Annotated in this window: 27 protein-coding genes and 1 tRNA gene; 10 read left to right on the top strand and 18 right to left on the bottom strand. The window is 66.9% G+C overall.

The window, feature by feature from the left end:
- Nucleotides 1-56 precede the first annotated feature (56 nt).
- The 8 genes from H7X47_RS03845 to H7X47_RS03810 form a co-directional block, all read right to left on the bottom strand.
- Complete coding sequence (locus tag H7X47_RS03845; RefSeq protein ID WP_193367261.1) at nucleotides 57-1,427, bottom strand: M16 family metallopeptidase; 1,371 nt, start codon at nucleotides 1,425-1,427, stop codon at nucleotides 57-59.
- Between the two features lie 285 nt (nucleotides 1,428-1,712).
- Entirely contained in the window at nucleotides 1,713-2,273 is a 561-nt protein-coding gene (locus H7X47_RS03840; protein WP_227010138.1) for a DUF3035 domain-containing protein, read from the bottom strand.
- 16 nt (nucleotides 2,274-2,289) lie between these two features.
- Nucleotides 2,290-2,793, bottom strand: coding sequence for a signal peptidase II (lspA, locus tag H7X47_RS03835; RefSeq protein ID WP_193367259.1), 504 nt, complete (start codon nucleotides 2,791-2,793; stop codon nucleotides 2,290-2,292).
- 17 nt (nucleotides 2,794-2,810) lie between these two features.
- A complete protein-coding gene (ileS, locus tag H7X47_RS03830; protein WP_193367258.1) occupies nucleotides 2,811-5,666 on the bottom strand; it encodes an isoleucine--tRNA ligase in 2,856 nt (951 codons plus the stop codon).
- A gap of 13 nt (nucleotides 5,667-5,679) precedes the next feature.
- Nucleotides 5,680-6,642 (bottom strand): bifunctional riboflavin kinase/FAD synthetase, encoded by a 963-nt coding sequence (locus H7X47_RS03825; protein WP_193367257.1) that lies wholly within the window; start codon nucleotides 6,640-6,642, stop codon nucleotides 5,680-5,682.
- Between the two features lie 260 nt (nucleotides 6,643-6,902).
- The gene (locus H7X47_RS03820) at nucleotides 6,903-7,394 is read right to left on the bottom strand and encodes a MaoC family dehydratase (protein WP_193367256.1); all 492 of its coding nucleotides are present in this window, start codon (nucleotides 7,392-7,394) and stop codon (nucleotides 6,903-6,905) included.
- 232 nt (nucleotides 7,395-7,626) lie between these two features.
- Complete coding sequence (locus tag H7X47_RS03815) at nucleotides 7,627-8,910, bottom strand: MFS transporter (RefSeq protein WP_193367255.1); 1,284 nt, start codon at nucleotides 8,908-8,910, stop codon at nucleotides 7,627-7,629.
- A 152-nt stretch (nucleotides 8,911-9,062) separates the two neighbouring features.
- Entirely contained in the window at nucleotides 9,063-9,419 is a 357-nt protein-coding gene (locus H7X47_RS03810) for a Spx/MgsR family RNA polymerase-binding regulatory protein (protein ID WP_193367254.1), read from the bottom strand.
- Between the two features lie 227 nt (nucleotides 9,420-9,646).
- On the opposite strand from H7X47_RS03810, the gene H7X47_RS03805 reads away from it, so the two are divergent.
- Nucleotides 9,647-10,060, top strand: coding sequence for a response regulator (locus H7X47_RS03805; protein WP_193367253.1), 414 nt, complete (start codon nucleotides 9,647-9,649; stop codon nucleotides 10,058-10,060).
- 375 nt (nucleotides 10,061-10,435) lie between these two features.
- On the top strand, nucleotides 10,436-11,116 hold the full coding sequence (locus H7X47_RS03800) for a response regulator (RefSeq protein ID WP_193367252.1): 681 nt from the start codon (nucleotides 10,436-10,438) through the stop codon (nucleotides 11,114-11,116).
- Between the two features lie 46 nt (nucleotides 11,117-11,162).
- Here the strand turns inward: H7X47_RS03800 and H7X47_RS03795 are convergent, their stop codons facing one another.
- From H7X47_RS03795 to H7X47_RS03785, 3 genes are all read right to left on the bottom strand, one after another.
- Complete coding sequence (locus H7X47_RS03795) at nucleotides 11,163-12,281, bottom strand: ATP-binding response regulator (protein ID WP_193367251.1); 1,119 nt, start codon at nucleotides 12,279-12,281, stop codon at nucleotides 11,163-11,165.
- 119 nt (nucleotides 12,282-12,400) lie between these two features.
- Entirely contained in the window at nucleotides 12,401-12,877 is a 477-nt protein-coding gene (locus tag H7X47_RS03790) for a hypothetical protein (protein WP_193367250.1), read from the bottom strand.
- 214 nt (nucleotides 12,878-13,091) lie between these two features.
- Nucleotides 13,092-13,865: an SDR family oxidoreductase gene (locus H7X47_RS03785; protein WP_227010137.1), complete on the bottom strand. Its 774-nt coding sequence runs from the start codon at nucleotides 13,863-13,865 to the stop codon at nucleotides 13,092-13,094.
- A gap of 512 nt (nucleotides 13,866-14,377) precedes the next feature.
- On the opposite strand from H7X47_RS03785, the gene H7X47_RS03780 reads away from it, so the two are divergent.
- Complete coding sequence (locus tag H7X47_RS03780) at nucleotides 14,378-15,028, top strand: TIGR02466 family protein (RefSeq protein WP_193367248.1); 651 nt, start codon at nucleotides 14,378-14,380, stop codon at nucleotides 15,026-15,028.
- Nucleotides 15,029-15,659: 631 nt separating this feature from the next.
- On the opposite strand, the gene H7X47_RS26050 is transcribed toward H7X47_RS03780, so the two are convergent.
- Both H7X47_RS26050 and H7X47_RS03775 read right to left on the bottom strand, forming a co-directional pair.
- Nucleotides 15,660-15,782 carry a hypothetical protein gene (locus H7X47_RS26050; protein ID WP_264373061.1) on the bottom strand — a complete coding sequence of 41 codons (123 nt, stop codon included), beginning with the start codon at nucleotides 15,780-15,782 and terminating at the stop codon, nucleotides 15,660-15,662.
- Between the two features lie 704 nt (nucleotides 15,783-16,486).
- Nucleotides 16,487-16,572 (bottom strand) — tRNA-Leu (locus H7X47_RS03775).
- Nucleotides 16,573-17,266: 694 nt separating this feature from the next.
- Between H7X47_RS03775 and H7X47_RS03770 the strand changes: the two genes are divergently transcribed.
- A complete protein-coding gene (locus H7X47_RS03770; RefSeq protein WP_193367247.1) occupies nucleotides 17,267-17,773 on the top strand; it encodes a cold-shock protein in 507 nt (168 codons plus the stop codon).
- Between the two features lie 84 nt (nucleotides 17,774-17,857).
- On the opposite strand, the gene H7X47_RS03765 is transcribed toward H7X47_RS03770, so the two are convergent.
- Nucleotides 17,858-18,274: a nuclear transport factor 2 family protein gene (locus H7X47_RS03765; protein ID WP_193367246.1), complete on the bottom strand. Its 417-nt coding sequence runs from the start codon at nucleotides 18,272-18,274 to the stop codon at nucleotides 17,858-17,860.
- Between the two features lie 165 nt (nucleotides 18,275-18,439).
- On the opposite strand from H7X47_RS03765, the gene H7X47_RS03760 reads away from it, so the two are divergent.
- From H7X47_RS03760 to H7X47_RS03750, 3 genes are all read left to right on the top strand, one after another.
- The gene (locus H7X47_RS03760; protein ID WP_193367245.1) at nucleotides 18,440-19,021 is read left to right on the top strand and encodes a YqaA family protein; all 582 of its coding nucleotides are present in this window, start codon (nucleotides 18,440-18,442) and stop codon (nucleotides 19,019-19,021) included.
- Between the two features lie 34 nt (nucleotides 19,022-19,055).
- Nucleotides 19,056-19,565, top strand: a complete 510-nt coding sequence (locus H7X47_RS03755; protein ID WP_193367244.1) for a disulfide bond formation protein B — start codon at nucleotides 19,056-19,058, stop codon at nucleotides 19,563-19,565.
- Between the two features lie 104 nt (nucleotides 19,566-19,669).
- Complete coding sequence (locus H7X47_RS03750; RefSeq protein WP_322096455.1) at nucleotides 19,670-20,158, top strand: demethoxyubiquinone hydroxylase family protein; 489 nt, start codon at nucleotides 19,670-19,672, stop codon at nucleotides 20,156-20,158.
- A 19-nt stretch (nucleotides 20,159-20,177) separates the two neighbouring features.
- On the opposite strand, the gene H7X47_RS03745 is transcribed toward H7X47_RS03750, so the two are convergent.
- The 3 genes from H7X47_RS03745 to H7X47_RS03735 form a co-directional block, all read right to left on the bottom strand.
- The gene (locus tag H7X47_RS03745) at nucleotides 20,178-20,738 is read right to left on the bottom strand and encodes an HNH endonuclease (protein WP_193367242.1); all 561 of its coding nucleotides are present in this window, start codon (nucleotides 20,736-20,738) and stop codon (nucleotides 20,178-20,180) included.
- Nucleotides 20,739-20,869: 131 nt separating this feature from the next.
- On the bottom strand, nucleotides 20,870-21,562 hold the full coding sequence (locus H7X47_RS03740) for an alpha/beta hydrolase (RefSeq protein ID WP_322096451.1): 693 nt from the start codon (nucleotides 21,560-21,562) through the stop codon (nucleotides 20,870-20,872).
- 28 nt (nucleotides 21,563-21,590) lie between these two features.
- The gene (locus tag H7X47_RS03735) at nucleotides 21,591-22,247 is read right to left on the bottom strand and encodes a DNA-3-methyladenine glycosylase family protein (RefSeq protein WP_193367241.1); all 657 of its coding nucleotides are present in this window, start codon (nucleotides 22,245-22,247) and stop codon (nucleotides 21,591-21,593) included.
- 39 nt (nucleotides 22,248-22,286) lie between these two features.
- On the opposite strand from H7X47_RS03735, the gene gluQRS reads away from it, so the two are divergent.
- From gluQRS to H7X47_RS03720, 3 genes are all read left to right on the top strand, one after another.
- Nucleotides 22,287-23,147, top strand: coding sequence for a tRNA glutamyl-Q(34) synthetase GluQRS (gluQRS, locus tag H7X47_RS03730; RefSeq protein ID WP_193367240.1), 861 nt, complete (start codon nucleotides 22,287-22,289; stop codon nucleotides 23,145-23,147).
- Nucleotides 23,144-24,124, top strand: a complete 981-nt coding sequence (locus H7X47_RS03725; protein WP_193367239.1) for a DUF3137 domain-containing protein — start codon at nucleotides 23,144-23,146, stop codon at nucleotides 24,122-24,124. Before gluQRS ends, H7X47_RS03725 begins: the two co-directional genes overlap by 4 nt.
- 111 nt (nucleotides 24,125-24,235) lie before the next feature.
- Complete coding sequence (locus H7X47_RS03720) at nucleotides 24,236-25,696, top strand: alkaline phosphatase family protein (RefSeq protein ID WP_193367238.1); 1,461 nt, start codon at nucleotides 24,236-24,238, stop codon at nucleotides 25,694-25,696.
- Nucleotides 25,697-25,720: 24 nt separating this feature from the next.
- Here the strand turns inward: H7X47_RS03720 and H7X47_RS03715 are convergent, their stop codons facing one another.
- Entirely contained in the window at nucleotides 25,721-26,512 is a 792-nt protein-coding gene (locus H7X47_RS03715) for an IclR family transcriptional regulator (protein ID WP_193367237.1), read from the bottom strand.

Here is a 26,512-nt window from a genome sequence, read left to right as displayed (position 1 = left end):
CGATCCTTTCCTTGAGATCTCAGGTCTCAGACAGTTGTGCTCTCGTTGGCCGCCGCTCAGCTCGTCGGCTCCGGCAGCAGATAGCTGGTGACCGACTGCTCGTCGCGCAGCACGCCCTTCATGGCGCGGTTCACGTCCGCGGCGGTGACCTCGTCGATGCGTTCCGGCCAGGCCTCGATGTCTTCCAGGCTGCCGCCGGTGGTCAGCGCCGCGCCGATCACCCGGGGCGCCGTGGCGAGGTTATCGCGGGCGAAGACCGCGCCGGCGACAAGGCGCTTCTTGGCCGCGGTCACCTCCTCCTCGCTCACGCCGTTGGCCAGCAGCTCGGCGATCTGGGCGCGCAGGGCCTCTTCCAGCGGCGCCACCTCGCCACCGGGCCGCGGCGCGACGTAGAAGGTAAAGGTCGAATAATCGTAGTTGGTCGGGTTGTAGCCCGCCCCGGCGGAGCCGGCGATGCCCTGCTCCACCACCAGCCGGCTGTAGAGCCGCGCCGTGGCGCCGCCGCCGATGACCTCGGAAAGCACCTGCAGCGCATAGGCGTCGTTGTTTTCGGCCTGGCGGTAGCTGGGCGCCAGGTAGCTGACCTGGACCTGCGGCTGGCGCACCCGCGGGCTTTCCAGCTTCACCTGGCGCGGCGCGTTCTGCGGCGGCTCGACGACGCGCTCGCGCTCCGGCACGTCCTTGGCCGGGATGACGCCGTAGTAGGTCTCGGCCAGGGCGCGCACCTCAGCGGGATCGACGTCGCCGGCGACGATGAGGATGGCGTTGTTGGGCGCGTACCACTTGTCGTAGAAGGCGACCGCCGCCTCGGTGGAAAGCTGCTCGATCTCGTGGTCCCAGCCGATGATGGGGATGCGGTAGGGGTGGTTGAGGAACTGCACCGCGCGGCTGATCTCGCCCAGCTGGCTGCCCGGCTCGTTGTCGATGCGGCTGCGGCGTTCCTCGCGCACCACCTCGCGCTCCGGCAGCACCACGTCGTCGGTGAGCATCAGGTTGGTCATGCGGTCGGCCTCGTTCTTCATCATGATCTCGAGGCGGTCGGCCGCGACCGTCTGGTAGTAGGCCGTGTAGTCCCAGGAGGTGAAGGCGTTCTCGCGCCCGCCGTTGGCGGCGATGATGTCCGAGAATTCGCCCGGGGCGAGGCTCTCGGTGCCCTTGAACATGAGGTGCTCGAGGAAGTGGGCGAGGCCCGATTCCCCGGCCTGCTCGTCGGCGGCGCCGACCCGGTACCACACGGAGTGATGGACGATGGGCGCGCGGCGGTTCACCACCACCACAACCTGCAGGCCGTTGTCCAGGGTGAAGCTGACCGGATCGAATACCTTGGCGCCGGCGCTGCCCGGAAGCCCGGCTAAGGCTGCCAGGAACAAGGCCAAAAGCCCGAAGAACGGGGCGGCCAAGCGGGCCGGGCGGCGGAAAACTGCCATTTCCAGGTCTCCCTTTAGCGTTGCAGGGCCCCGGCGTCGTTCATGGGCCTGCCGCTAAACCAGAATGATTCTATTGAGCATCTATATGGCACGAAACCGGACGCCCGCAAGCGGACGCCCCGTCGCATTATGGTGAACAATCGTTAACGTCCGGTCAGCGGAGCGGCGCGCGCATAACCTGGCCCGATCGATCCTCGACCAGGCGGACTCACCTGATCGAGGATAAACCGATCTAAATGAAGAGGTTAGAGCAACCTGTCCGCGTCCTCCCGGACGCGGGTTGTTCTAGAAAATGCCTTCCAGCGGTGCCTTGCGGCGGCGCTCGATCTGCGGCGTCGGGCCGGTGGTGGACGGCTGGCCCAGGGCGGCGTTCTCCTGCAGGCGGCGGCGCTCGGCCACCGGGTCAACGACGGTGCCGGCCGGCGTGATGTCGTTCCAGAAGATCAGGCGATCCACGAAATAGTCCGCCTCTTCGTTGATCTGCTTGGTCTCGCGATTGACGACCTGGCGGATGTTCGGGTCGGCCTCCTGCGCGCCGGCCGCGCTGAGCAGGGCCTGCTCGCCCACGGTCACGCGCCGCGGCGCCGCATTGGCGGTCTGGTTCACACCCGCGTCGTTGCGGAACACGGCCCGTTCGGCCTGCTGCGCCGGCGTGCCGACCTGCGGACGCGGCGCGCCGGGCTCGGGCGGGCGCAGCTGGAAGTCGGGCGGCACCGTCAGCGGCGCGCGCGAGACGACGCGAAATTCGTCGGGCGACTGCTTGCTCGTGCCCAGGCTCTCGCTGAATCCGCCACAGGCGGAAAGGCCCAGCGCCAGCCCGGCAACCATGAGAAGTCTATAGGTCATATTTCGATCCATTCGACTACCTCCCTATCCCCGCCTCTTTATTACCCTTCCTGCCCGGCTGGAACAAGCCATCCGCGACAATCAGGATCACGCCGCAAACGATGGCGCTGTCGGCAATATTGAAGGCCGGCCAGTGCCAGCCGGCGAGGTGAAAGTCCAGGAAATCAACGACGCCGGGCAGATGCAGCCGGTCGATGGCGTTGCCCAGCGCCCCGCCGACCACCAGGCCGACGGCATAGGGCAGCAGGCCCGCGCTACCCCCTTTGCGGGTCTCCCGGAGGAGCCAGACCAGCAGGCCGGCGGCGACGGCCAGGTTGAGGACGATGAGGACATAGGGCTGCCAGGCCGCATTACCCTGGAACAGCCCGAAACTGACCCCGGTGTTGTAGGTCAGCACCAGATTGAAGAAGCCCGTCACCTCGAGAATGTGCCGCGGCTGCGTACCCTGCACCAGGACCGCCCACTTGCTGAGCTGGTCGAGCAGCAGGATGGCCGCGGCGATATAGAGGGAACGTTGCATCGGTCGCCGGGCGCCGCCTACTGCGCCGCCGCGCCCAGATGCTGCACCGCATCGGCGCAGCGCCCGCAGGTCTGCGGCGCCTCGGCTACGCCGCCGACCTCCGGCAGCACCTTCCAGCAGCGCTCGCACTTCTCGCCCTCGGCGAGCTCAGCGACCACCGCCACGCCCGGCACCTCGGCCAGGCGGAAGGCGGCCTCCGGCGCCGGAGCCTCGGTCAGCGAAACATCGGAAGTGATGGCGACGTCCGCCAGTTCCACCGCGGCCACGGCCTCCATCAGCTCCGGCCGGTCGATGTGCACCACCGGGCGGGCCTGCAGGCTGGAGCCGATGCGCTTGGCGGCGCGCTCCAGTTCCAGGGCGCCGGTGACCACGCGACGCACCTCGCGCACCTTGGCCCACTTGTCGGCCAAATCCTTGTCGAGCCACGCCGCCGGCACCTCCGGGAAGGTGCGCAGGTGCACCGAAGCCTCGGGCCCGCTGCCGCGCGCCCACCAGGCCTCTTCCGCCGTGAAGCAGAGGATCGGCGCCAGCCAGGCGGTGAGACAGGAGAAGACCTCGTCCAGCACCGTGCGGCAGGCCCGGCGGCGCAGCGAGTCCGGCCGGTCGCAGTACAGCACGTCCTTGCGGACATCGAAGTAGAAGGCCGAGAGGTCGATGGCGCAGAAGTTATAGACCGCCTGATAGAGAGCGTGGAAATCGAAGTCCTCGACGTTCCGGCGCACCTGCCGGTCCAGCTCGGCCAGGCGGTGCAGGACCCAGCGCTCCAGCTCCGGCATCTCGCCGGCCGCGACGCGCTCGGACTCCTCGAAGCCGTCCAGGTTGCCCAGCAGATAGCGCAGGGTGTTGCGCAGGCGGCGGTAGGAATCGCCCTGGTGCTTCAGGATCTCCGGGCCGAAACGCAGGTCTTCCTCGTAGTTCGAGGCAACCACCCAGAGACGCAGGATATCGGCGCCCTGGGTCCCGACGACGTCCTGCGGCGAGAGGGCGTTGCCCTTCGACTTGGACATCTTCTCCTTGCCCTGCTCTTCCAGGATGAAGCCGTGGGTCAGCACCGCGTCATAGGGTGCGCGCCCGCGCGTGCCGGCGGACTCCAGCAGCGAGGAATGGAACCAGCCGCGATGCTGGTCGGAGCCTTCCAGGTAGAGGTCCGCCGGCCACTTCAGTTCCGGCCGCGCCTCCAGCACGAAGGAGTGGGTGGAGCCGGAATCGAACCACACCTCGACCACGTCGGTGATCTGCTCGTAGTCGTCGGCGTTGTAGTCGTTGCCGAGGAAGCGTTGCGGGTCGCTGGAGAACCAGGCGTCGCCGCCCTCTTCCTCGAAAGCCTCGGCCACCCGGTCGATGACCTTCTGGTCTCGCAGGGGCTCGCCGGTCTTCTTGTCGACGAAGATCGGCAGCGGCACGCCCCAGAGGCGCTGGCGCGAGATGCACCAGTCCGGGCGCTGCTCGATCATGGAGCGCAGGCGGTTGCGCCCGGTGGCCGGCACGAAGCGCGTGTCGTCGATGGCCTTCAGCGCCTTCACCCGCAGCTCGTTGGTCTCCATGGAGATAAACCACTGCGAGGTGTTGCGGAAGATCAGCGGCGCCTTGGAGCGCCAGGAATGCGGATAGCTGTGCTTCAGCTTGCCCTTGGTCACCAGGCGTCCGGCCTCGGCCAGGTACTTGATGACCTTGCCGTTGGCGTCGCCCGGCTTGCCGTTCTCGTCGTAGACCACCGCGCCGGCCACCAGCGGCACGTGGTCGTAGAAGTAGCCGGCGCCGTCCACGGTCTGCGGGATCTCGATGCCGTGCTGGCGGCCCAGCGCCCAGTCGTCGGCGCCGTGGCCCGGGGCGATGTGCACGAAGCCCGTGCCCTGCTCGGTGGTGACGAAATCGCCGGGCAACAGCGGCACGTCGAAGTCGAAGCCGCCCTCGGCCGGCGCGAAGCCGTGCCAGGGATGGCCGCAGACCGTACCGGCCAGCTCGCCCAGCGATCCCAGCTCGCGCCAGGCCTCGATCTTGGCGTCGGCCTTCACCTGCTCGGCCAGGTCCTTGGCCAGCACCATCTTTTCGCCGACCTCAGCCGCGCTGCCTTCGGCCACCGCCTCGACCTGGAACACGCCGTAGGCGATCTCCTCGCCGTAGCCGATGGCGCGGTTGCCGGGGATGGTCCAGGGTGTGGTCGTCCAGATGACGACGCTGGCGCCTTCCAGCAGCGGGTCGGCCGCCTTCAGCACCGGGAAGCGCACCCAGATGGTGGTCGAGGTGTGGTCGTGGTACTCGACCTCGGCATCGGCCAGCGCGGTCTTCTCGACGACCGACCACAGCACCGGGCGCGAGCCCTTGTAGATGCCGCCGTTCATGAGGAACTTGCCGATCTCGCGCACGATCTGCGCCTCGGCGTCGAAGGACATGGTGGTGTAGGGACGCCCCCAGTTGCCGACCACGCCCAGGCGCTTGAACTCCTCGGTCTGGATCTTCACCCACTTCTCGGCGAAGTCGCGGCATTCCTTGCGGAACTCCAGCACCGGTACCGCGTCCTTGTCCTTGCCGGCGGCGCGGTACTGTTCCTCGATCTTCCACTCGATGGGCAGGCCGTGGCAGTCCCAGCCGGGCACGTAGTGCGCGTCCTTGCCCAGCATCTGGTGGGCGCGGTTGATCAGGTCCTTGAGGATCTTGTTCAGCGCGTGGCCGATGTGCAGGTGGCCGTTGGCGTAAGGCGGGCCGTCGTGGAGGATGAACTTCTCGCGGCCCTCTGAGGCCTCGCGCAGGCGGGTGAAGAGGTCCAGCCCCTCCCAGCGCGCCAGGGTCTCCGGCTCGCGCTGGGCCAGGCCGCCGCGCATCGGGAAGTCGGTCTTCGGCAGGAAGACGGTGGGTCGGTAGTCTACGCTCATCGCGTGGTTCTTCTTAACTGGGGCCGCTTTGGGCCAGGATTTCACGGGCCTGGCCGCAATCGAGGGCGATTTGTGCCTTCAAAGCGTCGAGGCCGTCAAACTTCTTTTCCGGGCGGATGAAGTCCATGAGGCGCACGCGCAGGGTCTCGCCGTAGAGGTCCCCGGCGAAATCGAAGAGGTGAACCTCCAGGCGCACGTCCTCGCCGCCCACCGTGGGCCGCCGGCCCAGGTTGGCCACGCCCGCCATCCACCGGGTCTCCTCGCCGTGCTCGACGCCGGGGTCGCGCCCGGCCAGCACCGCATAGACCCCCAGCGCCGGGCAGAGGTAGTCGCCCAGACCGATGTTGGCGGTGGCGAAGCCGATGGTGCGCCCGCGCTGGTCGCCCTCCTCGACCCGACCCTCGATCTCCCAGGGCCGGCCCAGCAGATCGGCGGCCTTGGCCGGGCGCCCTTCGCGCAGGTGGTCGCGGATGATGGAGGAGGAATAGACCTCGCCGTCGCCGGTCATCACCGGATCGACCGCGGTGACCCCGAAGCCGCGCTTGGCGCCCATGGACTTCAAGAGCGCCACGTTGCCGCCGCGCTTGTGGCCGAAGCAGAAGTCCCAGCCGACCACCACATGGCGGGCCGCCAGGTCGCCGACCAGGATTTCGTCGATGAAGGCCTCCGCCGGCTTCAGCGCGAAGGCGCGGTCGAAGTGCAGCACGAAAAGGTGGTCGATCCCGGCTTCCTGCAGGGCGTGGGCCTTGGCCCGCAGGGAGGTGAGGCGAAAGGGCGGGCGTTCCGGCATGAAGACCGAGCGCGGGTGCGGCTCGAAGGTCAGAACCGCCATGGGCGCGCCCAGTTCGTCGGCGAGGCGGCGCGCGTCGGCCAGCAGCAGCTGGTGGCCGCGGTGCACGCCGTCGAAGTTGCCGATGACCACGACCGCGCCCCGGGCGGCGTCGGGAAGGTCGTTGCTGTGCCGGAATATCGCCATGGGAACGGCTGGTCTGACGCCTTAGGCCGGGAGTGTCAACGAAAGAAGCCCGCCGCCGCGCTGCGGCCGCCAGGCCCCCGGGGACGGCGGCCGGCGGAAAGGCTGGGCCGCCCGGCAAGATAAAGCAGGATGCGCCGCCGGGCCTAGAGCAACCGGCGTGCGGGCGGACGCGGCCAAGATGCTCCAACCTTCCGGGACAGACCGGTTGACTGGGTCCGGCGGCGCAAGAGAACCAGGGTCTGCGGCTGTCTGCCGGCCCCTTATTCGGCGGCCTGGGGAGACGCCGGAGCGTCGTTGGCCGACTCTTCAGGCTCGCCCAGGACGTCCCGGCGGCGGTGCACCATCAAGGTCGCCTCGCCGTCCAGCACCACGGTGTCGCCGACACAGCAGACGGTGTCGAAGACCACCCGCTTCTTCTCGGCCTGGATTTCCTTCACCGTGACCCGCGCCTCCACCGTATCGCCGACCTTGACCGGCGCCTTGAAGCGCAGGTCCTGGCGCAGGTAGATGCAGCCCGGCCCCGGCAGGCGGGTGCCGAAAACCGTGGAAATGAAACTGGCAGAGAGCATGCCGTGGGCGATGCGCCCGGCAAACATGGTCTTCTCCGCGAAGCTCTCATCGAGGTGAACCGGATTGGTATCGCCGGAGATGCCGGCGAACATGGTGATGTCGGCCTCGCTCACGGTCTTCGCGAAGACCGCCGACATCCCAACCTCCATATCCTCGATGAAGTAACCGTGCTTTTCCTTCATAAGATCGATTCTCTCTGCCTTCGAAATTATGTTACGATTGGATACCCAATCGCGTAATTTTATTGTGGGCACATTAGAGGAAAGCAAATGTCTTCGCAAGTGCGATTTCGCGGCTGCGAAGACCCTCTAATATCGCACTTTTCGGTAAATTTTGGCTTACCCAAAGCCTCCCCGCTACCGCAGCGCGGTGGCGGCTTCGGGCCGCTGGAGGCGGGGAAGTGGTCTGGAGAAGCTACCGCCGGCGCAGCCGCGGACCGGCCATGGCCGCCAGGTCGCGGTCCATTTGATCGCGAATGGCTTCGACCGGCAGGGTCGCGGTGGGCGCGCTGACGCTGCTGGCCAGCGGCACGCTGGCGCCCTGCTCCTCCAGCGGCAGCGCCGCCCGGCGCAGCATGCGGTAGAGCGCGAAGACGCCGATGGCGGCGTGCACCGCCCCGATGCAGGCGAAAAAGCCGTCGCTGCCCATCTCGCCCATCAGCAGAGACACCCCGATCGGCCCGAAGATGGCGCCCGCGCCGCCCACCATCATCAGCGTGCCGCTGGCCGAAACCATCTGCTTGGGGGTCAGGTAGTCGTTGGTGTGGGCGATGCAGAGCGAGTACATGGGCAGGCTCATGCCGCCGACCAGGAACATCATGGCGTAGAGGGCGATGGGTTCGCCGCGAGCCGCCAAGGCGGCGAGCAGCGCGGCCAGGGCGGCCGCGAAGGTGACCACGGTCAGCACCTGGCGCCGGTCCAGCTTGTCGGAGAGACGCCCGATGGGCCACTGAAAGGCCATGCCGCCGACAATACTGGCGCTGACGAAGAGGGCGATCTGCGCGACGCTGAGGCCGACGGCGCCGGCATAGACGGGCGACATGGCATAGATCGCCGCGTTGGCCATGCCGGTGCCCAGCGCCCCGATCGTCCCCAGGGGCGAGGTCTGGTAGAGGGCGCGCAGGCCCAGCGGTTCCGGCGCCTCGAAGTCCGGCGCCGGGGCCACCGAGAGGGAGATCGGCACCAGCGCCATGGAGACCAGCACGGAGGCCAGCACGAAGAGCAGGTAGCTGTTCGTGTCGGCGAGGTTCAGCAGGAACTGGCTGGCCGCCATGCCGCCCAGCAGCACCACCATGTAGACCGACAGCAGGGTACCGCGGGTCTCGTTGGTGGCGCGATCGTTGAGCCAGGACTCGGCGACGACGTAGAGGCCCGCGTAGCAGAAGCCGGTCACCATGCGCATGGCGCCCCAGGCCCAGGGGTCGACGAAGACCGCGTAGACCAGCGCGGCGGTCGAGGCGGTGGAGGCCAGCGCGGCGAAGGTGCGGACATGGCCGACGTTGCCCACCACCTTGGGGGTTACCAGCGCACCGGTCAGTAGGCCGACGTAGTAGGCGGCCATGATGAGACCGGTTGTCTCGGTGGTGAAGGACTCCGCGCCGGCGCGGATGCCGAGCAGCGAGTTCTGCAGGCCGTTGCCGAGCATCAGCATGCCCAGCCCGACGAAAAGTGCCCAAGCGGAAGTAATCGCTGCAAACATTACAAAAACCCAAAACCCGGAACCGCGGCCCCTCGTCCCGCCTTATGCATTGGCGAAACCGGCCGTGCTTGCGGATTTGCGCCGCCAATCCGGCGCGAAATGACTGAAATGCTTTGTGTTCTGACGAATCGCCAGCCCCCTTCAGCGGCCCGCTAGGCCTTCGCCAGGGCTTTGAGGGCCGCCACCTGCGGCGGCGCCAGGCCGACGATGAGCTCTTGCCCGGCCTCCACCACCGGCCGCTTGATCAGGGTCGGGTGGCGGGTCAGCAGGTCGGCGGCACGGGCCGCGTCGAGATCCGCCTTCTCCGCCGCCGGCAGTTCGCGCCAGGTGGTGCTGCGGCGGTTGAGCAGCGCCTCCCAGCCGAGCTGGCGCAGCCAGGCGGCGAGGCGATCGGCCGGCAGGCCCTCGGCGCGCAGGTCGTGGAAGCGGTGCGGGCTGCCGGCGGCTTGCAGCAGCTTCACGGCCTTGCGGCAGCTGTCGCAGTTCTTCAGTCCGTAGATCACGATCATCGGTCGGCCTCGGGCGCTACAGAAACCTATCCCCGATCAGGTGACTCTACCTGGCCGGGGAAAGATCCAGGCTGGTTCTTCCGGGCGGGATCCTCCCGCGGCGTTGTGCCCGGCCCCTATAGCCAATGTCGCGGCGCCGCGTCGAGCGCCCTTTTGCGGCTGTGGCGCCTCCCTTCTGCGCCCTCGCAGGCGGTTGACAGCCTGCAGCCTGAGGCCTCTCATGAGGCATGCCCTCTTCGCCCAGCGCCAACACCCGAGACCAAGCCCCTTCCCTCGACGGCAAGGTAATCGTCCTGCTGGAGGACGACGAGCTGGTCCGGCGGGCGACCGAACGCATGCTGACCCGCTTCGGCGCGGTGGTGATCACCGGCGCCAGCAGCGCCGAGGTGCTGGCGGCAATCTCGGACCGGAAATTAACCCCAAGTTGTGTGATCGCCGACTACTGGCTGAGCCATGACGAGGACGGCCTGACCGCCGCGCGCGTCGTGCGGGAGGCGGCCGGCAGCCCGGTCCAGGGGCTGATCGTCACCGGCGATCTTTCCGACGAGGTGGCCAGCAATGTTGCCGAAGCCGGCTTCCGCCTGCTGCGCAAACCGGTCAATGTCGACTCCTTCCTAGACGCCATCTCCATAAACAGCTAAACAAAGCAGTAGGCTTATCTGCGTCTGCCGAACAGGGGTTCGGAAAAAGCAACCAACGGCTGTATAGAGCTGGGACATAAATCGTAGAGCGCCGAGGACGCTGGTCTCCGGAGGCATGACAGGGAGCCGTCAGAGACTGGAAACAGCTCCTGGGCGGACTCGTTTTGTGGTTGAAATGCCAGCGAAAATTCGGATTATACCTAGCGTACCGAGCTGCCAGTTGATTTGCTTATTCCGACCTGCGCGGCCGATTTTCGAATCGCCGCGGAGTGACGCTTAAGCCGCTTGGGGGAGCGAAGACTGTCGCCCGTTACCAACGAACACCGGCCCCGGTAGGGGTCGGCATACGCAACGAATTTCAGGGTTCTCTAAACTATGAAAGTCCTCTACGCCGACGATCACTGGATTACACGTAGTGCCGCCAGGCATCTGATTGACCGGCTGGAGCGTGGGAGTGAACTGCTCGAAGCCGCGGACTTTCGACAGGCTCTGGAGATCGCGTCCAGCAATCCCGATCTGGATCTGATTCTCCTGGATCTGCTGATGCCCGGCATGAAGCGTTTTGAAGGTCTTCGCGCGATGCGCGAATGTCTGCCGCAGGTACCGGTGGTCGTGATGTCCGCGATCGAAGACCGCGAGGAGATCTTGCGGTGCATCGAGGCCGGCGCCATGGGCTACATCCCGAAGTCGGCGCAAAGCGACGAGATCGAGTCCGCGTTGCAGACCGTGCTCGCCGGTGGCGTCGCCTTTCCGCGGCGCCTGCTGGAGCAAAGCAATCCGGCGAAGAAGTCGCAGGTCTACGCCTTCGGCAACGAGAAATCGCTGGAGGACGTTGCCAACGCGCTCACCAAGCGTCAGCTTCAAGTCTACAAGCACCTCGGCCAGGGCATGTCGAATGCCCAGGTAGCCGAATCGCTGGGCCTTTCCGAGCACACGGTGCGGGTGCACGTCTCGGCCATCGTCAAGCGGCTGAATCTCGACAGCCGCACCCAGGCCGCCATCAGCGCCGCGGCGCAGGTGCGCGCGCTGGAAGAGGCCGAAGCCGCCAGCTTTTGATCCCGACGACAGCCCCGCGCAGCGGCACTGACCGGGCGCGGGGGCCTCAGGGCTGCCCGGCGGGCGAAAGCGCGTAGTGGCAGAGCGCGCGCAGCCGCGCCGCCTTCACCGGCGCTTGCAGAACATGTACGCCGGCCTCTGTCTTCGCGGCGCTTTGCGCGCTCCCGGCCCCGGTGATCAGCACCACGGGGGGCCGTGACGCGGCCTGCTGCAGAACCTGCTCCGCTTCGAAGGCTTGGCGTTCGACGATGATCAGATCGGGCGTCTCGGCCAGCGCCGCCGTGAGGCCGCCGGGCGGCACCAGCGTCACCGCGGCGCCCCAGGTCTGCAGGTTGACCTTCAGCCCCGTCGTCTCCGCCCCTTCAACCAGCAGCACCGCCGCGCCGGCCAGGGGATTGCCCATGGCATCCGAGGGAAGGCCGGCGAGCAGTCCGACCTCGAAGCTCTCCTCTTCTTCCGCGTCCCGCGGGCCCGGCGCCGCCGTCGTGCGATGGAGCGTGAGCGCGAAGCAGGACCCCCGGCCCGGCCGCGAGCGCAGCGTCAGCTCCTCGCCCAAGAGCTCGGCCAGCCGCCGGGCGTAGGTCAGGCCCAGGCCGAGGCCGCGTTCGCGCGGGCGCACCTCGTTCTCCAGCCTGAAGAAGGGGTCGAAGAGACGCGCCGCCTCCGGCGCCGCCATCCCCGGCCCGGTATCCCAGACCTCGACACGCAGGTCGCCGCCGTCGCGCCGGCAGCCCAGCAGCACCTTGCCGTCGGGGGTGAACTTCGCGGCGTTGTCCAGCAGCAGGGTGAGCAGGCGGCGCAGCACCACCGGATCGGCCCGGACCACGGCGCGCGACGCGACGACGCGGAAGTCGAGGCCCAAGTGGGTGAAGTGCGGCAGGAATTCGTCGTACAGGCGGGCAAAGACCTGCTGCAGCAGCACCTCCTGGGGCCGCAGCTGCAGCAGGTCGTTTTCCGCTTTCTCCAGATCGGCCAGCGAATCGAGCCAGGCGTTCGAGAGATCCAGCGCATAGCGCATGTCGTCGACGATCGCCTCGCGGTCCCCGCTGTCCGCGGACTGCCGCAGTTCTCCGATCAACAGGCTCAAGGCATTCAACGGCTGGCGGAGCTGGTGTTGCGCCTCCAGAAAATAGCCGCCGCCACGCGCTTTGCCCGCCTGCTTCAAATCACGCCCCCGCAGAAGAATTGACCGACCTGTGAGCATAGGCCGAATGCCTGCGGGAATGAACGACGAAAACCTCGAATTACAACCAAAAGTCGCAGTTTGCGGCAACCGCTACGTCGTCACTGGAAGAAGTTGCGGCGGGCCTGATGGCCCCAATCACGACGGCTCCGGTTGTCGTGGCGGCGCCAGTCGTAGCGCTTGGCCTGATGACCGCGATAGGGGCGGCGCCAGTCGTGCCGCTTGGCGTAGTGGCCGCGATACTGGCCGCGCCAGTCGTGCCGCTTGGCGTAGTAGCCGCGATAGTGGCGGCGCCAATCGCGCTTTGCGATGTGCCGGCGGTGATGCGGCCGCTTCACCCCTTCACGGTGATGGCGGCGCTGCTGCCACTGCGGGCGGGATTGATAGCCGCCGTCACGCCGGTACTCGCGATGCGAATTCACCTGCACCAGCAGATCGGCGCTTTGCGACTGGATCCGCAGGGGCCGCGGCGGCTCGGCGGCCGCGGGGGCCGCGGCGACGCCGCCGGCCAGAACCATCATGGCCAGCGCCGGGACGGTGAAACGGGACTGCTTGCGGGGGAAAAGTATTCTGAACATCAGGGCCTCCTCGCATTGGTGGTCAGGTTCTGCGGTGCAGAACCTTTCTCGCCGCCCGCCCGGAGTTCGCCCCGCCGTTGATTTGCTGTCTGTGGCGAGGTCGCCCCTTGGCCCTGGGGTCGGATGCGGCCCGATAAAGAAGGTTACGCAGCCAGTCGGCGGCGCATCCCCGCAAAGAAGGAAAAGCGCCGCAGGCGGCGCTCGAGGATGGTCTCTAGGAGTCGTCCGCGCCCTCTGGGCGGGTGGTGCCTGCGGCCGGCTGTTCGCGGCTCAGATGGTCGCCGCCGTCCAGGCCGATCATCTGGCCGGTGACCGAGGGCGCAGCGATGAGAAAGCGCAATGCCGCGCAGATCTCCCCCAGGCTGGCGCTGTCGCCCAGCGGCAGGCCGGCGCGGCGCGCGGCGAAGTCTTCCGCGCTCTGCCCTTTCGAGGGCAGCGTCGGCCCCGGACCGATGGCGTTCACCCGGATTTGCGGGGCCAGCGCCTGGGCCAGGGTGTGGGTGAGAGTCCACAGCCCGGCCTTGGAGAGCGTGTAGCTGAGATAGCCGGGCGAGAGGTTCCACACCCGGGTGTCCAGCAGGTTGACCACCAGGCCGCGCGTCCCCTCCGGCAGCGCCCGGGCGAAGTGCTGGGTGAGCACGAAGGGCGCGCGCAGGTTGGTGTCGAGATGCGCGTCCCAGCTCTCCCGGTCGCAGCTTTCGTGGTCGTCGAACTCGAAGATCGAGGCGTTGTTCACCAGCAGCCCGAGCGGCCCCAGTTCGCTCCCCGCCGCTTCCACCAGGCGCGCCAGGGCCGCCTCGTCGCGCAGGTCCGCCTCCAGCGCCACGGCGCGCCCGCCGGCCGCCGCGATCTCCGCCGCCAGCGCGCGCGCCGGCGCCTCTGACATGTGGTAGTGCAGCGCCACCGCCCAGCCGTCGGCCGCCAGGGCGCGCGCCAGGGCCGCGCCGATGCGCCGCGCCGCACCGGTGACCAGCGCCGCACGGGGCATGTCGGCAATCTGTGCGGGGGAAGACTCGCCTTCTGCAGATATCATGAAGCGAAGAACCGAATTGAGAGGAAGAAGCGGGACGGGCCGGGTGGCGATTGCGATGCAGCGCGCAGCTTAGCAAAGCGCGCGGCCGCTTCAATCTGTCCCTTGTGCCGGCTGTCCCTTGTGCCGGGTTGCCCCCCTGCGCCGGGGCCCGGCCGCCGGGTTCGCGCCGGTCGACCGTACGACCGGCCGACGACGTGGCCCGCGGCTCTCGGAACCGCCCTTCCCGGGGAATCCGTCCCCGCCGCGTTTCTTCGCGCACGATAGGGGTCAGGTCTTGCAGATCTCTATCGAACGGCCTGATTCCGCGGCGGCGTTTGCCGGGCTACGGCGCCGGCAAGAAGTGCTGGCCGATCGCGCCTGTCGGAATTAACCTCCCAGCGACGGCAACACCCGGGGGGGACAATGCCAGGGAAGATCAGGGCCTGCGCCGCGCCGGCTCAGCCGGCCAAAGCGCGCCGCAACACCGCATGAAGATCAACGATTTCAAGAATGCCGCCGCCATGCAGTTCTTCCCCACGCTGGTGTGGCGACAGGAACTGCCGCCGGCGCGGGCCGAGGCCGCCAACAACCGCCTCCTGGCGGCGATCGACAAGCAGCTCACGCCGCGGCCGGCGCAGACCGCCGGCGTCGGCTGGCAGACCGCGCAGGACCTCCACCTGCAGCCCGCCTTCGCCGATCTCGCCAAGGTCATTGTCGAAGCCGGCGAGGCGGCCTTGAAGTCCATCGAGGCCGAGCACAACGGGCTGACCATCACCGGCTGCTGGGCCAACGTAAACCCGCCCGAAGCCCGACACCGCGCCCACACCCATCCCAATAACTTCCTGAGCGGCGTCTACTATGTGCGGGCGCCGCAGGGCGGCAATCACATCAGCTTCACCGACCCGCGGGTCCAGTGCGCCGTGATGCAGCCCCGCTACAGGAAAGACAACGTGCTGAACGCCTCGGTCATCAACCTGGAGGTCGCGGACGGTGTCATGATCCTCTTTCCCTCCTGGCTGCAGCACGACGTGCGGCGCAATGCGAGCAACGAGGAGCGGGTGACCATCGCCTTCAACCTGATGCTCAACGACTACATCGAGACGATCAGCCCGCCGATCTGGACGCCGTCAGGGACCTAGCCGCCGGCGGCGCCCCCGGCGTAACGGACCCTGCGGGCCCTATCGTCCCGCAGGCGCGGCCGGAAAGCGGGCGCGCCTGCCGGCTTTGCCAGCCTTCACGGATGAAAGCGGCCCTGCGCGGCACGTACCTGGAGGATAGGGTATTAAACCCCTGATTTTATTGGTGCCCCTGGCCTGACTCGAACAGGCACTCCCTTGCGGGAAACAGATTTTGAGTCTTTTTCGAACCGTTATATTTCAATGACTTAGGTGGGCTTGTCTCTCTATTGTCTCGCGGATTTGGGGCGTACCGAGGCGCAGGTATGTTCAGCCGCAGGTAAAAGAGGCTCGCCTGTAAGTATTAAACACGTTGAAAAGTAATCGGAAATGTGGTAAGGCTTGGCACTGTCCGGGCGGTAGCCCGGACAGTGCCAAGCATCGCAAAGCACCTTGCGCGCAAAGTATTCAGTAGCCGACCAGCAAGATTTCTTGTCAGGTATTTCACGGGGTTTCTGAAGCGCAAGATAACCTCCATTGCTGACTGGGTGATTTGGTCAGTAATAATAGAGGTTTTATTGTGGCTTTTCAAGATTTTGATTGGGTAGCCCGGTGAAGAAAAGGGCACCCTGTCTCCAAGGTGCCCTTCTCGGTACTACAGCAACCGCGAGAGAGCGGCGACCACCGAAACCAGTGACGGGGGCAAAAAGCACCCGATGGCCAGGCGGTAGGTCGTCCCGCACGGCTGGCTGGCTTCGATAGCGAGGATCACCGACATGGGCAATCTCCTCTATCTAGGCGCGGGGTCTCTTGATGAGCCGAAACCGCGCTTAAGACCAGCATGGGGGTTTTCGGGTTTTTAAACAGCCACCTGGTGGCCCCCACACGCTTCGGCTGTCCTTGAAACTCTACCGAAAGATGGGAAATGAACGCAGGGATTGCAAGGGTGCATTCTGACAACTGAGTAGGATTTGGGAGCTATCCCTGGAAACGGGATTCTGCGACGAGGTGATCGACTTCGTTACGACCACCGGCTTCTTCTAGTTCTTCTTGTGTCCAGCAGATACCAAGTGCGTCCATATACACTTCCTCGCCATGGTATTCTGCCATTTGCTGCTGTTTACAAGGACGACAGATAGTCCAGTCAGCAAAACTATCATCATATGGTCGCCCACATGAGTAACATGGTTCCATAGTAGTTTTTCATTAAAGGGGAGACAAACCGCATGGCTACTCTCCCCGCTAATAATGCGGTTTGTATGTCCTACCCAGTTGTCAAAGTACAAGTACCTTCCACCACATAGTACCATACGGAGTACAACTGAGCACGGCGGGCTGTGTACAACGGAAGTACACGCGACAGACTCCGATTCTGTCGCGGATTTATGTCTCGTCTATGTCTCCGCTAGGCACGGCATAGGCACGCCGAGCGCGGGCGTAGGAAGGAAGATGCGGTAGCATGGTGCGCTGCGGCGCAACATGTGGTGCCCCTGGAGGGACTCGAACCCCCACTCCCAAAGGGAAACAAATTTTGAGTCTGTCGCGTCTACCAATTCCGCCACAGGGGCCCCGAAACCGGGAGGGTTCCGGCGGGATCGCCGGAAGCCGGCAAAGCGGCTGCGGGCGGCGGATCGTGTCCCGCCGCCCGGCCGGAGCGCATCATAGCCGGGGCCGCGCGCTTGGCAACCGGTGACTTCGCCACCGCGCCGCCGGGCCGCCCCGCCAGGCGACCGGGCCAGCGAGATCCGCCCCGCGCCTGCCCGTCCGAGGCCGGGAAACCCCCGTCGCGCAAGGGCTTCCGGGTGATCTTGACGTTTGCACCTACACGGGGCGCACACGCTTTTCTATGGCACTGATCTGGCAGACACGTTTAAATGCAACGTGCATATGCTACGTTCAGGACGTGACGTTCAGGGGAATCCTGTCCTTTTTGTCTAGGAAAACCTGAATGAAACGGACGCCTACACGGGCGTTGGACGTGGCACGTGAAGGCTAGGTAGAGCTTGGAGTGGGGAACTTTAATGGTGGATGGGCGTGTGGGCCTCACCCCCGCGCCGTATAGGGAAGAACCTGGCATCGCGACTGCGGGACAAGGACGGTGGGTCCCGCCGGTTTGCCTTCACCGGGCACGAGAGGCGTCTCTCAAGCAATTTGGTTCGGAGATCGCGGACAGGGCGTGGAACGCCGCCGGATTTCCCTGCATTGCGATGGCTGCAGGACGTAGGAAGGGTCTCCCCTGCTTGTCTTGGAGTGGCCGTTGTGATGACCAATGATCATGATTTCGATCGAGAAGAAATCACCCACCGTGACGTGAAGGCCGTGGTCAAGTGGTTCAATGCGACCAAGGGCTTTGGTTTCGTCCAGTTGAGCGAGGGCGCGCCCGACGCCTTCCTGCATATCTCCGTGGTGGAGCGCTCGGGCAATCGCGAACTCTTTGAAGGCACGACCATCGTCTGCGACCTGATGCAGGGCCGCAAGGGCCTGCAGGTGGCGGAGATTCATTCCGTCGAGGCCGCCGCCGCGCCGCCGCCGGGCGCCGCGCCCGGAGGCCAGGGCGACACCGAGACGGTCGAGGGCACGGTCAAGTTCTTCAATGTCGAAAAGGGCTTCGGCTTCGTCATCCCGGACAACGGCGGCAAGGACGTTTTCGTCTCCGGCCGCACGTTGGAACGCTTCGGGCTGCCGGCGCTGCAACCGAACCAGCGCGTCCGGCTGCAGACACGCATGGGGCAGAAAGGCCCGATGGCCGAGCACGTAGAGCTGATCTAGAGCCTTTCACGGTTCTGACCCCTCGGCATCCCTCACGGGCGCGCGGCCCAGCGCCGACAGGGTGGGCGAAGGCCCGAGAACGGCCTATTGCAGCCGCCCGGCCTCTTCATCATCGTCATCCTCGCCCAGTTCGGGCGGCGGCACGTGGCAGGGGCCGGCCTGGTGATGCACCATCTTCCAGGCGCCTTCCTCGCGCACGAAGATATTGGTCGCCGCCAGGAGATTCTCCCCGATAACCTCGTAGCAGGTGACAAAGGCGGTATCGCCGTAGCGCCGCGCCTTGGCACCCCGGCAGGTCACGGCCACGGCGTCGGGGTTCTCGAAAATCGCCCGCCAGCTCTTCAGCACCTGCTCGCGCCCGCTCAAGGACGGCCAGCCGGGGTGCGTGCAGGCCACCGGCGCCTCCTGCGCCCAAAGGTCTTCCATGGCCTCGAGGTCCTTCATCTGGAAGGCAACGTAGAAAGCCTCGTTGGCGAAGATGATATCGGCGTGCTCGTGCATGCGCTCCCTTGGGGTCGGCGGCTGGCTGATGACGGCAAGCCTAGCACCTTCCCAGGGCGGTTGCCCGCATCAACCAGCCCTGCTAAAGGAGACGCTCGCCTGCCCCAACTATCTGCCGGGTCAGGACAATCCGGACCGAAACGCACCAGAGGGGTCTGATCGGGCGTGGTAAGGCGACTCTATGACTGGACCATGGACCTGGCCGGGCGGCCCTATGCCCTTTGGGCCCTGGCCGTCATCTCCTTCGTCGAGTCCTCCGTCTTCCCCATCCCTCCCGATGTCCTCCTGATCCCCATGATCCTGGCGGCGCGCGAGCGCGCCTGGATCATCGCCCTGGTCTGCACCCTGGCCTCGGTGGCCGGCGGCGTCGCCGGCTATGCCATCGGCAACCTGTTGTTCGACACGCTGGGCCAACCGATCGTCGAGTTCTACGGCTACACCGACCGCTTCCAGGAATTCCAGGCGGCCTACGAGAAATGGGGCGCCTGGATCGTCGCCGGCGCCGGCTTCACGCCCTTCCCCTACAAGGTGATCACCATCACCTCCGGCGTCATGGACCTGAACTTCGGCGTCTTCATGATCGCCTCGGCGATCTCCCGCGGTGCGCGCTTCTTCCTGATGGCGGCGCTGCTGTGGTACTTCGGTCCGCCGATCCGCAGCTTCATCGAGCGCTACCTGCCGCAGCTGACGTTCGTCTTCTTCGTGCTGCTGTTCGGCGGCTTCATCGCCCTGCGCTATCTTCTGTAGCTCCGCCGCAAAGAAAGAAAAGCGACACCGCCCCATGGAACTTCTTCTGCGCAATCCCCGCACCATGCCGGCGCTGCTCGCCGCCGCCTGTCTCGGCGCGCTGGGCACCGCCTTCGCCTCGCAATACTGGGGCGGCCTCTACCCTTGCGTCCTCTGCGTCTACCAGCGCTACGCCTACGGCGTCGCCCTGGGCTTTGCCGTGCTCGCCTTCCTGCTGGCCGGCAGCGCAACAGGACGGCGTCTCGCCCTGATCGGCAGCGGCCTCGCCTTTGTCGGCGGCAGCGCCATCGCGGTCTTCCATGTCGGCGTCGAGCAGAAATGGTGGCAGGGCACGGCGGAGTGCCACGCCCCGGCGCTGCCGGACAACGCCACGGTCGAGCAGCTGCGCGAGATCCTGCTGAACCAGCCCTTCGCGCCCTGCGACAAGGTGCCCTGGGAGCTCTTCGGCATCTCCATGGCCGGCTTCAACATCCTGGCCTACGCCGTGCTGGCCGCGCTATCGTTCTGGGCAGCCTTTTCCACCAGCAAAGGAGCCCAAGCATGACGGACGCTCCGAAGCCCGGCGACGCAAAAACCGACGAGCCGGGCGATTACCGGCCCAACGACTACCTGCCGGGCGACCTGACGCCGGAGGAACGCCTGGCCCGCATGATCCGCGTCGACCACGCCGGGGAATACGGCGCCCGGCGCATCTACGAAGGCCAGCTGGCCGTGCTGGGCAGGAGCGCCTGCGCGCCCACCCTGAAGCACATGCACGAGCAGGAACTGCACCACTTGCGCACCTTCGAGGATCTCATGGTCCAGAACCGCGTGCGCCCCACCGCCTTGCAGCCGGTCTGGCACATCGCCGGCTTCGCGCTGGGCGCGGCCACCGCCATGCTGGGCGAGAAGGCGGCCATGGCCTGCACCGTCGCGGTCGAGGAGGTCATCGACGAGCACTACGCCGGCCAGCAGGCCCGGCTGGGCGACGACCAGGCGGCCTTGAAGGACACCATAGAGACCTTCCGCCAGGAAGAGCTGGAGCACCGCGACATCGGCCTGCAGCACGGCGCCGAGGAGACGCCGGGCTACGAACTGCTGAGCGGGGCGGTGAAGGCCGGCTCGCGCCTGGCCATCTGGCTGTCGGAACGCTTCTGAGGCGAAAGGAAGCGGAGTCTCAGGATTCCAGTTCGCTGTCCCAGTAAAGAAAATCCCGCCAACTTTCGTGAAGGAAGTTTGGCGGGAAGCAGCGACCATTCTCCTGCAGCTGGTAGGTGGTAGGCTCCTCCACCGGCCTCAAGAGATGCATGCCGGACTCGCCCAGCATTCGGTTCCCTTTCGCCAAGTTGCACTCCTGGCAGGCGGTGACAACGTTGTCCCAGGAAGTCCGGCCGCCACGCGAACGCGGGACGATGTGGTCGAAGGTGAGGTCCTCCGCCGGGAAGTCGTCGCCGCAGTACTGGCATTCGAAGCTGTCGCGCAGGAACACGTTGAAACGGGTGAAGGCGGGTCGGCGGTCCAGGCTGACGTAGTGCTTCAACGAGATGACGCTGGGCAGCTTCATCTCAAAGCTGGGCGAGCGCACCACCTCGTCGTACTCCGAGACGATGTTCACCCGGTCGAGGAAAACGGCCTTGATGGAATCCTGCCAGGACCACAGGGACAGGGGGAAGTAGCTCAACGGACGGAAGTCGGCGTTGAGGACGAGCGCTGGATAGGTCTGTGCAGCACCGGTCATGTCCGGTCCATCCTTCCTCGGCGTCGTCATCTAGGTCTGGGATGCCAGGCCCTTCGACACGCTATAAATACTAAATGCCGCCCCCACATACAAGATATTGGGATTCCCCTAAGGAATTCTTCATCGAAGCGTCATTTTGCCGGCGGCTCGGCGCCGCTCGGGACGGCGTCCGGAAAGAGGTGCTGCATCAGGGCGGCGGCACAGAGCTGCAGGCCTTCCTGGTCGATGCCGTGCTGCAACCCCGGGCGCGGGTAGGCGGCCACCGGCACCCCGTTCAGGTCCAGCGCCTGCTCGGCCGCGGCCAGGGCCTCGAAGGGCACCACCGGGTCGGCGTCGCCGTGCACCAGCAGCACCGGTGGCCGGCTGACGATCTCCTCGCCCAGCACCTCGGGCTTCAGGAGGGCGCCGGAAAAGCCGACGATGAGGGCGCAGGACCGGGGCCGGCGCAACAGGGTGTGCAGCGCCGTCATGGTCCCTTGCGAGAAGCCCACGACGGCCAGGCGGTCGTCACTGAGACCGTGCCGGGCCAGTTCCGCATCCAGGAAGGTATTGAGGCCGGGCTCCACGGCGCGGACCCCGGCCAGCAGCACGTCGGGATCGCGGTCCTGCAGGCTGAACCACTGGCGGCCCATGGGCGCCATGTCGCAGGGAAAGGGCGCGTGCGGCGACACGAAGGCGGTGTCCGGCAACAGCGGCTCCAGGAGCGGCGCCAGGGAGATCAGGTCGTTGCCGTCGGCCCCCAGGCCGTGCAGGAAGACCACCAGGGCGCGCGCCTTTTCGGCGGGCCCATGGCGCGGGCCTTCCAGTTCCATCACTTCACTCACTGCTGACCAATCCTTCCTGTCGGGAAACTTAAGCTGTCTTCTTCACGCCCCGCCCCAGGGCGACGCCGGGATGGCGGTAGAGATGCCACAGAAAGCGCGCCGCGGCGCTGCGGTGGGGCCGCCAGGCTTCGCCCAGGGCCAGCATCGCCTTGGGGCCGGGCCGCGCCTCCAGCTTCTTCAGATGCTGCGCGGCGATGCAGAGCGCAAGATCGCCCACCGGCCAGACGTCGGGGCGCCTGAGGGCGAAGAGCAGGTAGATCTCCGCCGTCCACTGGCCGATGCCCTTGACGCGGGTGAGCGCCGCGATGGCTTGCACGTCGTCCAGGGCTTCGAGGCCGGCGATGTCGAGCGACCCGCCGGCGATCTCCTCGGCCAGGATGCGCCCGTAGCGCATCTTGGGGCGGCTGAGGCCCACTGCCTTCAGGTCGTCGTCGCTGGCTTTGAGGAACTGTTCGGCGGTCAGGGGATCGACGCGCTCTTCCAGGCGACCGATGATAGCGGCGGCCGACTGCACGGAGACCTGCTGGCCGGCGATCATGCGCATCAGCCCGGCAAAGCCGGGCGCGCTGCCGCGCTCGGGCGGCAGGCCGCAGCGCGCATAGGCTTCGGCGATGTCGGGATCGGCCGCCGCCAGAGTCTCCATGGCCGGGCGAAGCCGCTCGTCGGGCTGTACGTCAGGGATCATGACTGGACTTTAGCGCGGGAGTAGCTTAGGGCCAATCGCATGTCGGCACCCGAGGTCACCCGCTTCGCCCCCTCGCCCAGCGGCTATCTGCACCTGGGCCACGCCTATTCGGCGCTCTTCGCCGCCCGTCAAGCCGGGAAAGGCGGGCGCTTCCTGCTGCGCATCGAGGACATCGACCTGGCCCGCGTCCGGCCCGAATACGAAGCGGCGATCTTCGAGGATCTCGCCTGGCTGGGCCTGACCTGGGAAACGCCCCTGCGCCGCCAGTCCGACTGCCTGGCCGACTACGCCCAGGCTCTCGCCCGGCTGGAGGCGCGCGGCCTGGTCTATCCCTGCTTCTGCACCCGCAAGGAGATCGCCGCCGAGATCGCCCACGCCGGCGCGGCGCCGCATGGCCCGGCAGAGCAGGTCTACCCGGGCACCTGCCGGCGGCTGAACCGGGCCGAACGGGACCGGCGCCAGGACGCCGGCGCGGCCTATGCTCTGCGCCTCGACATGAACCACGCCTGCGGCGAGGCCGAAACAGAGCACGGCGGCCCCCTCACCTGGCACGACCGCGGCCGCGGCACCCAGGTCTGCGACCCGCGCGCCCTGGGCGACGTGGTATTGGCGCGCAAGGACGTTGCCACAAGCTACCACCTCTCGGTCGTGGTGGACGACGCCGCGCAGGGCGTTACCCTGGTGACCCGCGGCGAGGACCTCTTCGAGTTCAGCCACGTCCATCGCCTGCTGCAACAGCTGCTCGGCCTGCCGGTGCCCGACTATCACCATCACCGCCTGATCACCGACGACAAGGGCGCGCGCCTGGCCAAGCGCGCCGACGCCCTGGCCATCCGCGCCCTGCGCGAGGCCGGCCACAGCGCGGGCGAGGTCATCGCCATGACCGGTCTCGAGCCATGAACGAGACGCCGGCGACAGCTCAGCAAGACTTCGATGCCTTCTTCGCCGCGCAGATCGCCCCGGCCCTGCCGGCCCTGGAGGCGGTGCGCAAGGACCGGCTGCGCAGCGCCACCCTCCGCGCGCTCGCCACGGCCTTCGTGGTCGTGCTCGCGGCGCTCGTCGCCTGGCTGCTGGGCCGGCCCTGGGTCGCCGGCGGCATCCTGGTGGTCGGCCTGGCTGCCGGCTATTTCCTGGCGAGCCGCCCGGTAGAGCACCACCGCAAGGCCGTGCGCGACCTCTTCATCCCGCCACTCTGCCGCTTTCTGCAAAGCGCGGGAGAGACGGTCGAGTACCACCGCCGGCCCGGCGACCGCTTCGACCTCGACGGCTTCAAGCGCAGCGGCGTGCTGCTGGGCTTCGGGCGCTCGAAAGTCGTGCTGGAGGACTTCATCGGCGGCCGCCACCGCGACACCGACTACCGCATGGTGGAGGCGCGCCTGAAGCAATCGGGCAAGAGCAGCACCACCACCGTCTTCGCGGGTCTGCTGTGCGACATCTCGGTGCCGCAGCCGTTTTCCTGCAAGGTCGTCATCTCCCCCGACACCGGCGGCCTGGGCAACAAGGTGATGGACTTCCTGCGCGGCGGGTTCGCCAAGGTGGAGCAGGTGCCGCTGGGCCACGCCGCCTTCGAGCAACGCTTCCGCGTCTACAGCGACAACCCGGAAGAAGCGCGCGGCCTGTTGCAGGAAGGCTTGCTGGACTCCCTGCTGGCAATCGCCGACGGCCTGGGCAAGCAGGCCGTGAGCTGCGCTTTCTTCGAGGGGCGCTTCCTGGTGATCATCCCGCAGAGCCGGAATCTCTTCGAGGTCGGGCGCCTGCACCGCTCCCTGGCGCACGCCGAGGAAGACCTGCGCCGCCTGGCCGGCGAGTTCACCATCCCCCAGCGCCTCATCGACAATCTGCACGGCGAGCGAAGCCGGGTGCTGCCGGAAAGCTGAACCCCGGCGCCCCTCCTTAAGCGCAGTTGTCCCCCCAGCGGCAAAGTGCGACCCTGAGTAGCAAAAAACACACACCCAAACTCCGAGGTGTGTGCGAAAGGGAGGCCGCCCATGGAAACCACGCGGATCATGGAGCAGATCAGCCACGTCGTCGTGGTCATGCTGGAGAACCGCTCCCTCGACAACCTGCTGGGCTGGCTCTACGACGGCAGCAAACCGAGCCGCATCGTGCCGCCGGGCAGCGGCAGCACTTTCGACGGCCTTTCCGGCGGCGGCTACTACAACGACTACAAGGGCAAGAAGCTGCCGGTGGCCCAGGGCACCGAAAAGGCCGTGCAGCCGCTGCGCGTGCCGCGGCTCGATCCCAACGAGCCTTTCGAGCACGTGACGGTGCAGCTCTTCGCCGACGGCAAGGGCAAGATGCCCGACGTGAAGCCTGGCACGCCGGCCCACATGAAGGGCTTCGCCTACGACTTCGACTCGGTCTACGAAAGCTGGTCGGAACTGGGCGAGGTGATGGGCGCCTACGACACGAAGCAGCTGCCCGCGCTCAGCGGGCTGGCCGGCGCCTACGCCGTCAGCGACCGCTGGTTCTCCTCGGTGCCGACGCAGACCAACCCCAACCGCGCCTTCAGCCTCTGCGGCACCTCGCTGGGACGGGTGAAGAACCTGCACGTCTCGGCGGTCGAGCAGTTCAAGACCAAGACCATCTGGAACGCCTTGCCCAAGAACGTGAGCTGGGGGATCTACTACAAGGACCCCTGGAAAGACGGCAAGTGCTACACCGAATACAGCTTCCCCTTCATCGACGACGCGAAGAAGACCGCCGCCTGGAGCGAGATCGCGACGATGGACACCTTTTTCAAGCGCGCCAAGGCCGCCATCCTGCCCGCCTTCACCTACATCGAACCCGCCTGGGGCTACGGCAAGGGCCTGCCCGACACCTTCATCGGCAAGCAGGGCGACGACTATCACCCGCCGACCTGGGTCGGGCCCGGCGAAGCCTTCCTCAACGACATCTACAACGCGCTGACCGCCAATCCGAAAGCCTGGGCCAGCACGCTGCTGATCGTCACCTTCGACGAGCACGGCGGCACTTACGATCACGTCGACCCCGGCTGGGGCGCGGTGAAGCCGGACAGCCACAGCGGCCCCAACGGCTTCCAGTTCGACCGCTACGGCGTGCGCGTGCCAACGGTCCTGGCCTCGCCCTGGATTCCCGCGGGCACGGTGTTCCGCGCGCCGGCCGACAGCAAGTATCCCTACGACCACACCTCGCTGATCGCCAGCATCCTCAGATGGCAGGGTGTGGATCCGGCTGGCGCCGGCCTCGGCAAGCGGGTCGCCGTGGCGCCGACCTTCGAGTCCGTGCTGACCACGTCGCTGCGCGAGGACATCCCGCGCTTCAAGGTGCCGCCGGACTACGCCAAGCAGGGCGGCGGCGCCAAGGACTTCGAAGCCGCCGAGGGCCTGCCCATCCCGGTCATCCGCCAGGCCGTCGACGAGGGCGGCAGCGTCGAGGACATCGAAGCACGCTTGAGGGCCTATAAGGCGGAACAGGGCGGCGGGTGATCGCCGCCGGGCGTTTCGGGAGAACTAGCTCTCCGCCGCCTCGGCGGCTCTGACGTCGGCGGCGAGGGTGGAGAGTTCGGCCGCGGCTTCGCGCAGCACCGGAACGTGCTGCATGGCCTCCTCCAGGCTCATGCGCATCACCGGGGCATGGACCGCTAGGGCGGCGAAGAAGCGCCCGCCGCCGTCGGTGACCGGCACCGCCACCGCGACCATGCCCTCCAGGAACTCCTCGTTGTCGATGCCGACGCCGTTCTTGCGGATGTCGTCCAGCGCCGTGTTCAGGGCCTCGGGATCGGTGACGGAGTTGGGTGTGTGCCTGTCGAGCTTCAGGCTGCGCAGCAGGGCGGCGCGCGGCGCCGGCGAGAGGCTTGAGAGGTAGAGCTTGCCGGCGGCCGTGCAGTGCAGCGGCACCTTCGTGCCCACCGGCAGCTGCAGGCGCAGCGGCCATTCGGCCTCGACGCGGTCCAGGTAGACCATCTCGCCGTCCTGGGGCATGGAGAGGTTGCAGGTCTCGCCGATGCGCTTGGCCGCGGCCGAGAGCACGGCGTGGCGCACCGTGGCCAGGCCGGAGCCGCCGATGAGGTTACGCGCCAGGCTCAAGAGGCGCGGACCCGCCACCAGGCCGCGGCCGCCGAACTCCTTACGCAGGTAGCCGTCGTTCTCCAGGGCCGCACAGATGCGGTAGGCCGTGGCTTTGGGCAGGCCGCTCAGCTCGGTGATCTCCTGCACCGAGGCGGGACGGTCCATGCGCGCCACCAGCTCCAGAAGCTGCAGCACGCGGGCCGACCGTGATTTCGCCGCTTGCGGCTTGTCCAA

The organism is Pelagibius marinus (assembly GCF_014925385.1).
Lineage (GTDB): Bacteria > Pseudomonadota > Alphaproteobacteria > Kiloniellales > Kiloniellaceae > Pelagibius > Pelagibius marinus.
This window is presented reverse-complemented; position numbering and strand designations above follow the sequence as displayed.

Excerpts from the sequence above, each read along its gene's own strand:
- H7X47_RS03725 (WP_193367239.1), top strand. The coding sequence starts at position 23,144 with ATGAACGAGACGCCGGCGACAGCTCAGCAAGACTTCGATGCCTTCTTC.
- H7X47_RS03745 (WP_193367242.1), bottom strand. The coding sequence starts at position 20,738 with ATGACCGGTGCTGCACAGACCTATCCAGCGCTCGTCCTCAACGCCGAC.
- H7X47_RS03735 (WP_193367241.1), bottom strand. The coding sequence starts at position 22,247 with ATGATCCCTGACGTACAGCCCGACGAGCGGCTTCGCCCGGCCATGGAG.
- H7X47_RS03820 (WP_193367256.1), bottom strand. The coding sequence starts at position 7,394 with ATGAAGGAAAAGCACGGTTACTTCATCGAGGATATGGAGGTTGGGATG.
- H7X47_RS03810 (WP_193367254.1), bottom strand. The coding sequence starts at position 9,419 with ATGATCGTGATCTACGGACTGAAGAACTGCGACAGCTGCCGCAAGGCC.
- H7X47_RS03765 (WP_193367246.1), bottom strand. The coding sequence starts at position 18,274 with ATGCACGAGCACGCCGATATCATCTTCGCCAACGAGGCTTTCTACGTT.
- H7X47_RS03800 (WP_193367252.1), top strand. The coding sequence starts at position 10,436 with ATGAAAGTCCTCTACGCCGACGATCACTGGATTACACGTAGTGCCGCC.
- H7X47_RS03750 (WP_322096455.1), top strand. The coding sequence starts at position 19,670 with ATGATCCGCGTCGACCACGCCGGGGAATACGGCGCCCGGCGCATCTAC.
- lspA (WP_193367259.1), bottom strand. The coding sequence starts at position 2,793 with ATGCAACGTTCCCTCTATATCGCCGCGGCCATCCTGCTGCTCGACCAG.
- gluQRS (WP_193367240.1), top strand. The coding sequence starts at position 22,287 with ATGTCGGCACCCGAGGTCACCCGCTTCGCCCCCTCGCCCAGCGGCTAT.
- H7X47_RS03720 (WP_193367238.1), top strand. The coding sequence starts at position 24,236 with ATGGAAACCACGCGGATCATGGAGCAGATCAGCCACGTCGTCGTGGTC.
- H7X47_RS03840 (WP_227010138.1), bottom strand. The coding sequence starts at position 2,273 with ATGACCTATAGACTTCTCATGGTTGCCGGGCTGGCGCTGGGCCTTTCC.
- H7X47_RS03825 (WP_193367257.1), bottom strand. The coding sequence starts at position 6,642 with ATGGCGATATTCCGGCACAGCAACGACCTTCCCGACGCCGCCCGGGGC.
- ileS (WP_193367258.1), bottom strand. The coding sequence starts at position 5,666 with ATGAGCGTAGACTACCGACCCACCGTCTTCCTGCCGAAGACCGACTTC.
- H7X47_RS26050 (WP_264373061.1), bottom strand. The coding sequence starts at position 15,782 with ATGTCGGTGATCCTCGCTATCGAAGCCAGCCAGCCGTGCGGGACGACC.
- H7X47_RS03785 (WP_227010137.1), bottom strand. The coding sequence starts at position 13,865 with ATGCCCCGTGCGGCGCTGGTCACCGGTGCGGCGCGGCGCATCGGCGCG.
- H7X47_RS03790 (WP_193367250.1), bottom strand. The coding sequence starts at position 12,877 with ATGTTCAGAATACTTTTCCCCCGCAAGCAGTCCCGTTTCACCGTCCCG.
- H7X47_RS03755 (WP_193367244.1), top strand. The coding sequence starts at position 19,056 with ATGGAACTTCTTCTGCGCAATCCCCGCACCATGCCGGCGCTGCTCGCC.
- H7X47_RS03845 (WP_193367261.1), bottom strand. The coding sequence starts at position 1,427 with ATGGCAGTTTTCCGCCGCCCGGCCCGCTTGGCCGCCCCGTTCTTCGGG.
- H7X47_RS03770 (WP_193367247.1), top strand. The coding sequence starts at position 17,267 with ATGACCAATGATCATGATTTCGATCGAGAAGAAATCACCCACCGTGAC.
- H7X47_RS03815 (WP_193367255.1), bottom strand. The coding sequence starts at position 8,910 with ATGTTTGCAGCGATTACTTCCGCTTGGGCACTTTTCGTCGGGCTGGGC.
- H7X47_RS03780 (WP_193367248.1), top strand. The coding sequence starts at position 14,378 with ATGAAGATCAACGATTTCAAGAATGCCGCCGCCATGCAGTTCTTCCCC.
- H7X47_RS03805 (WP_193367253.1), top strand. The coding sequence starts at position 9,647 with ATGCCCTCTTCGCCCAGCGCCAACACCCGAGACCAAGCCCCTTCCCTC.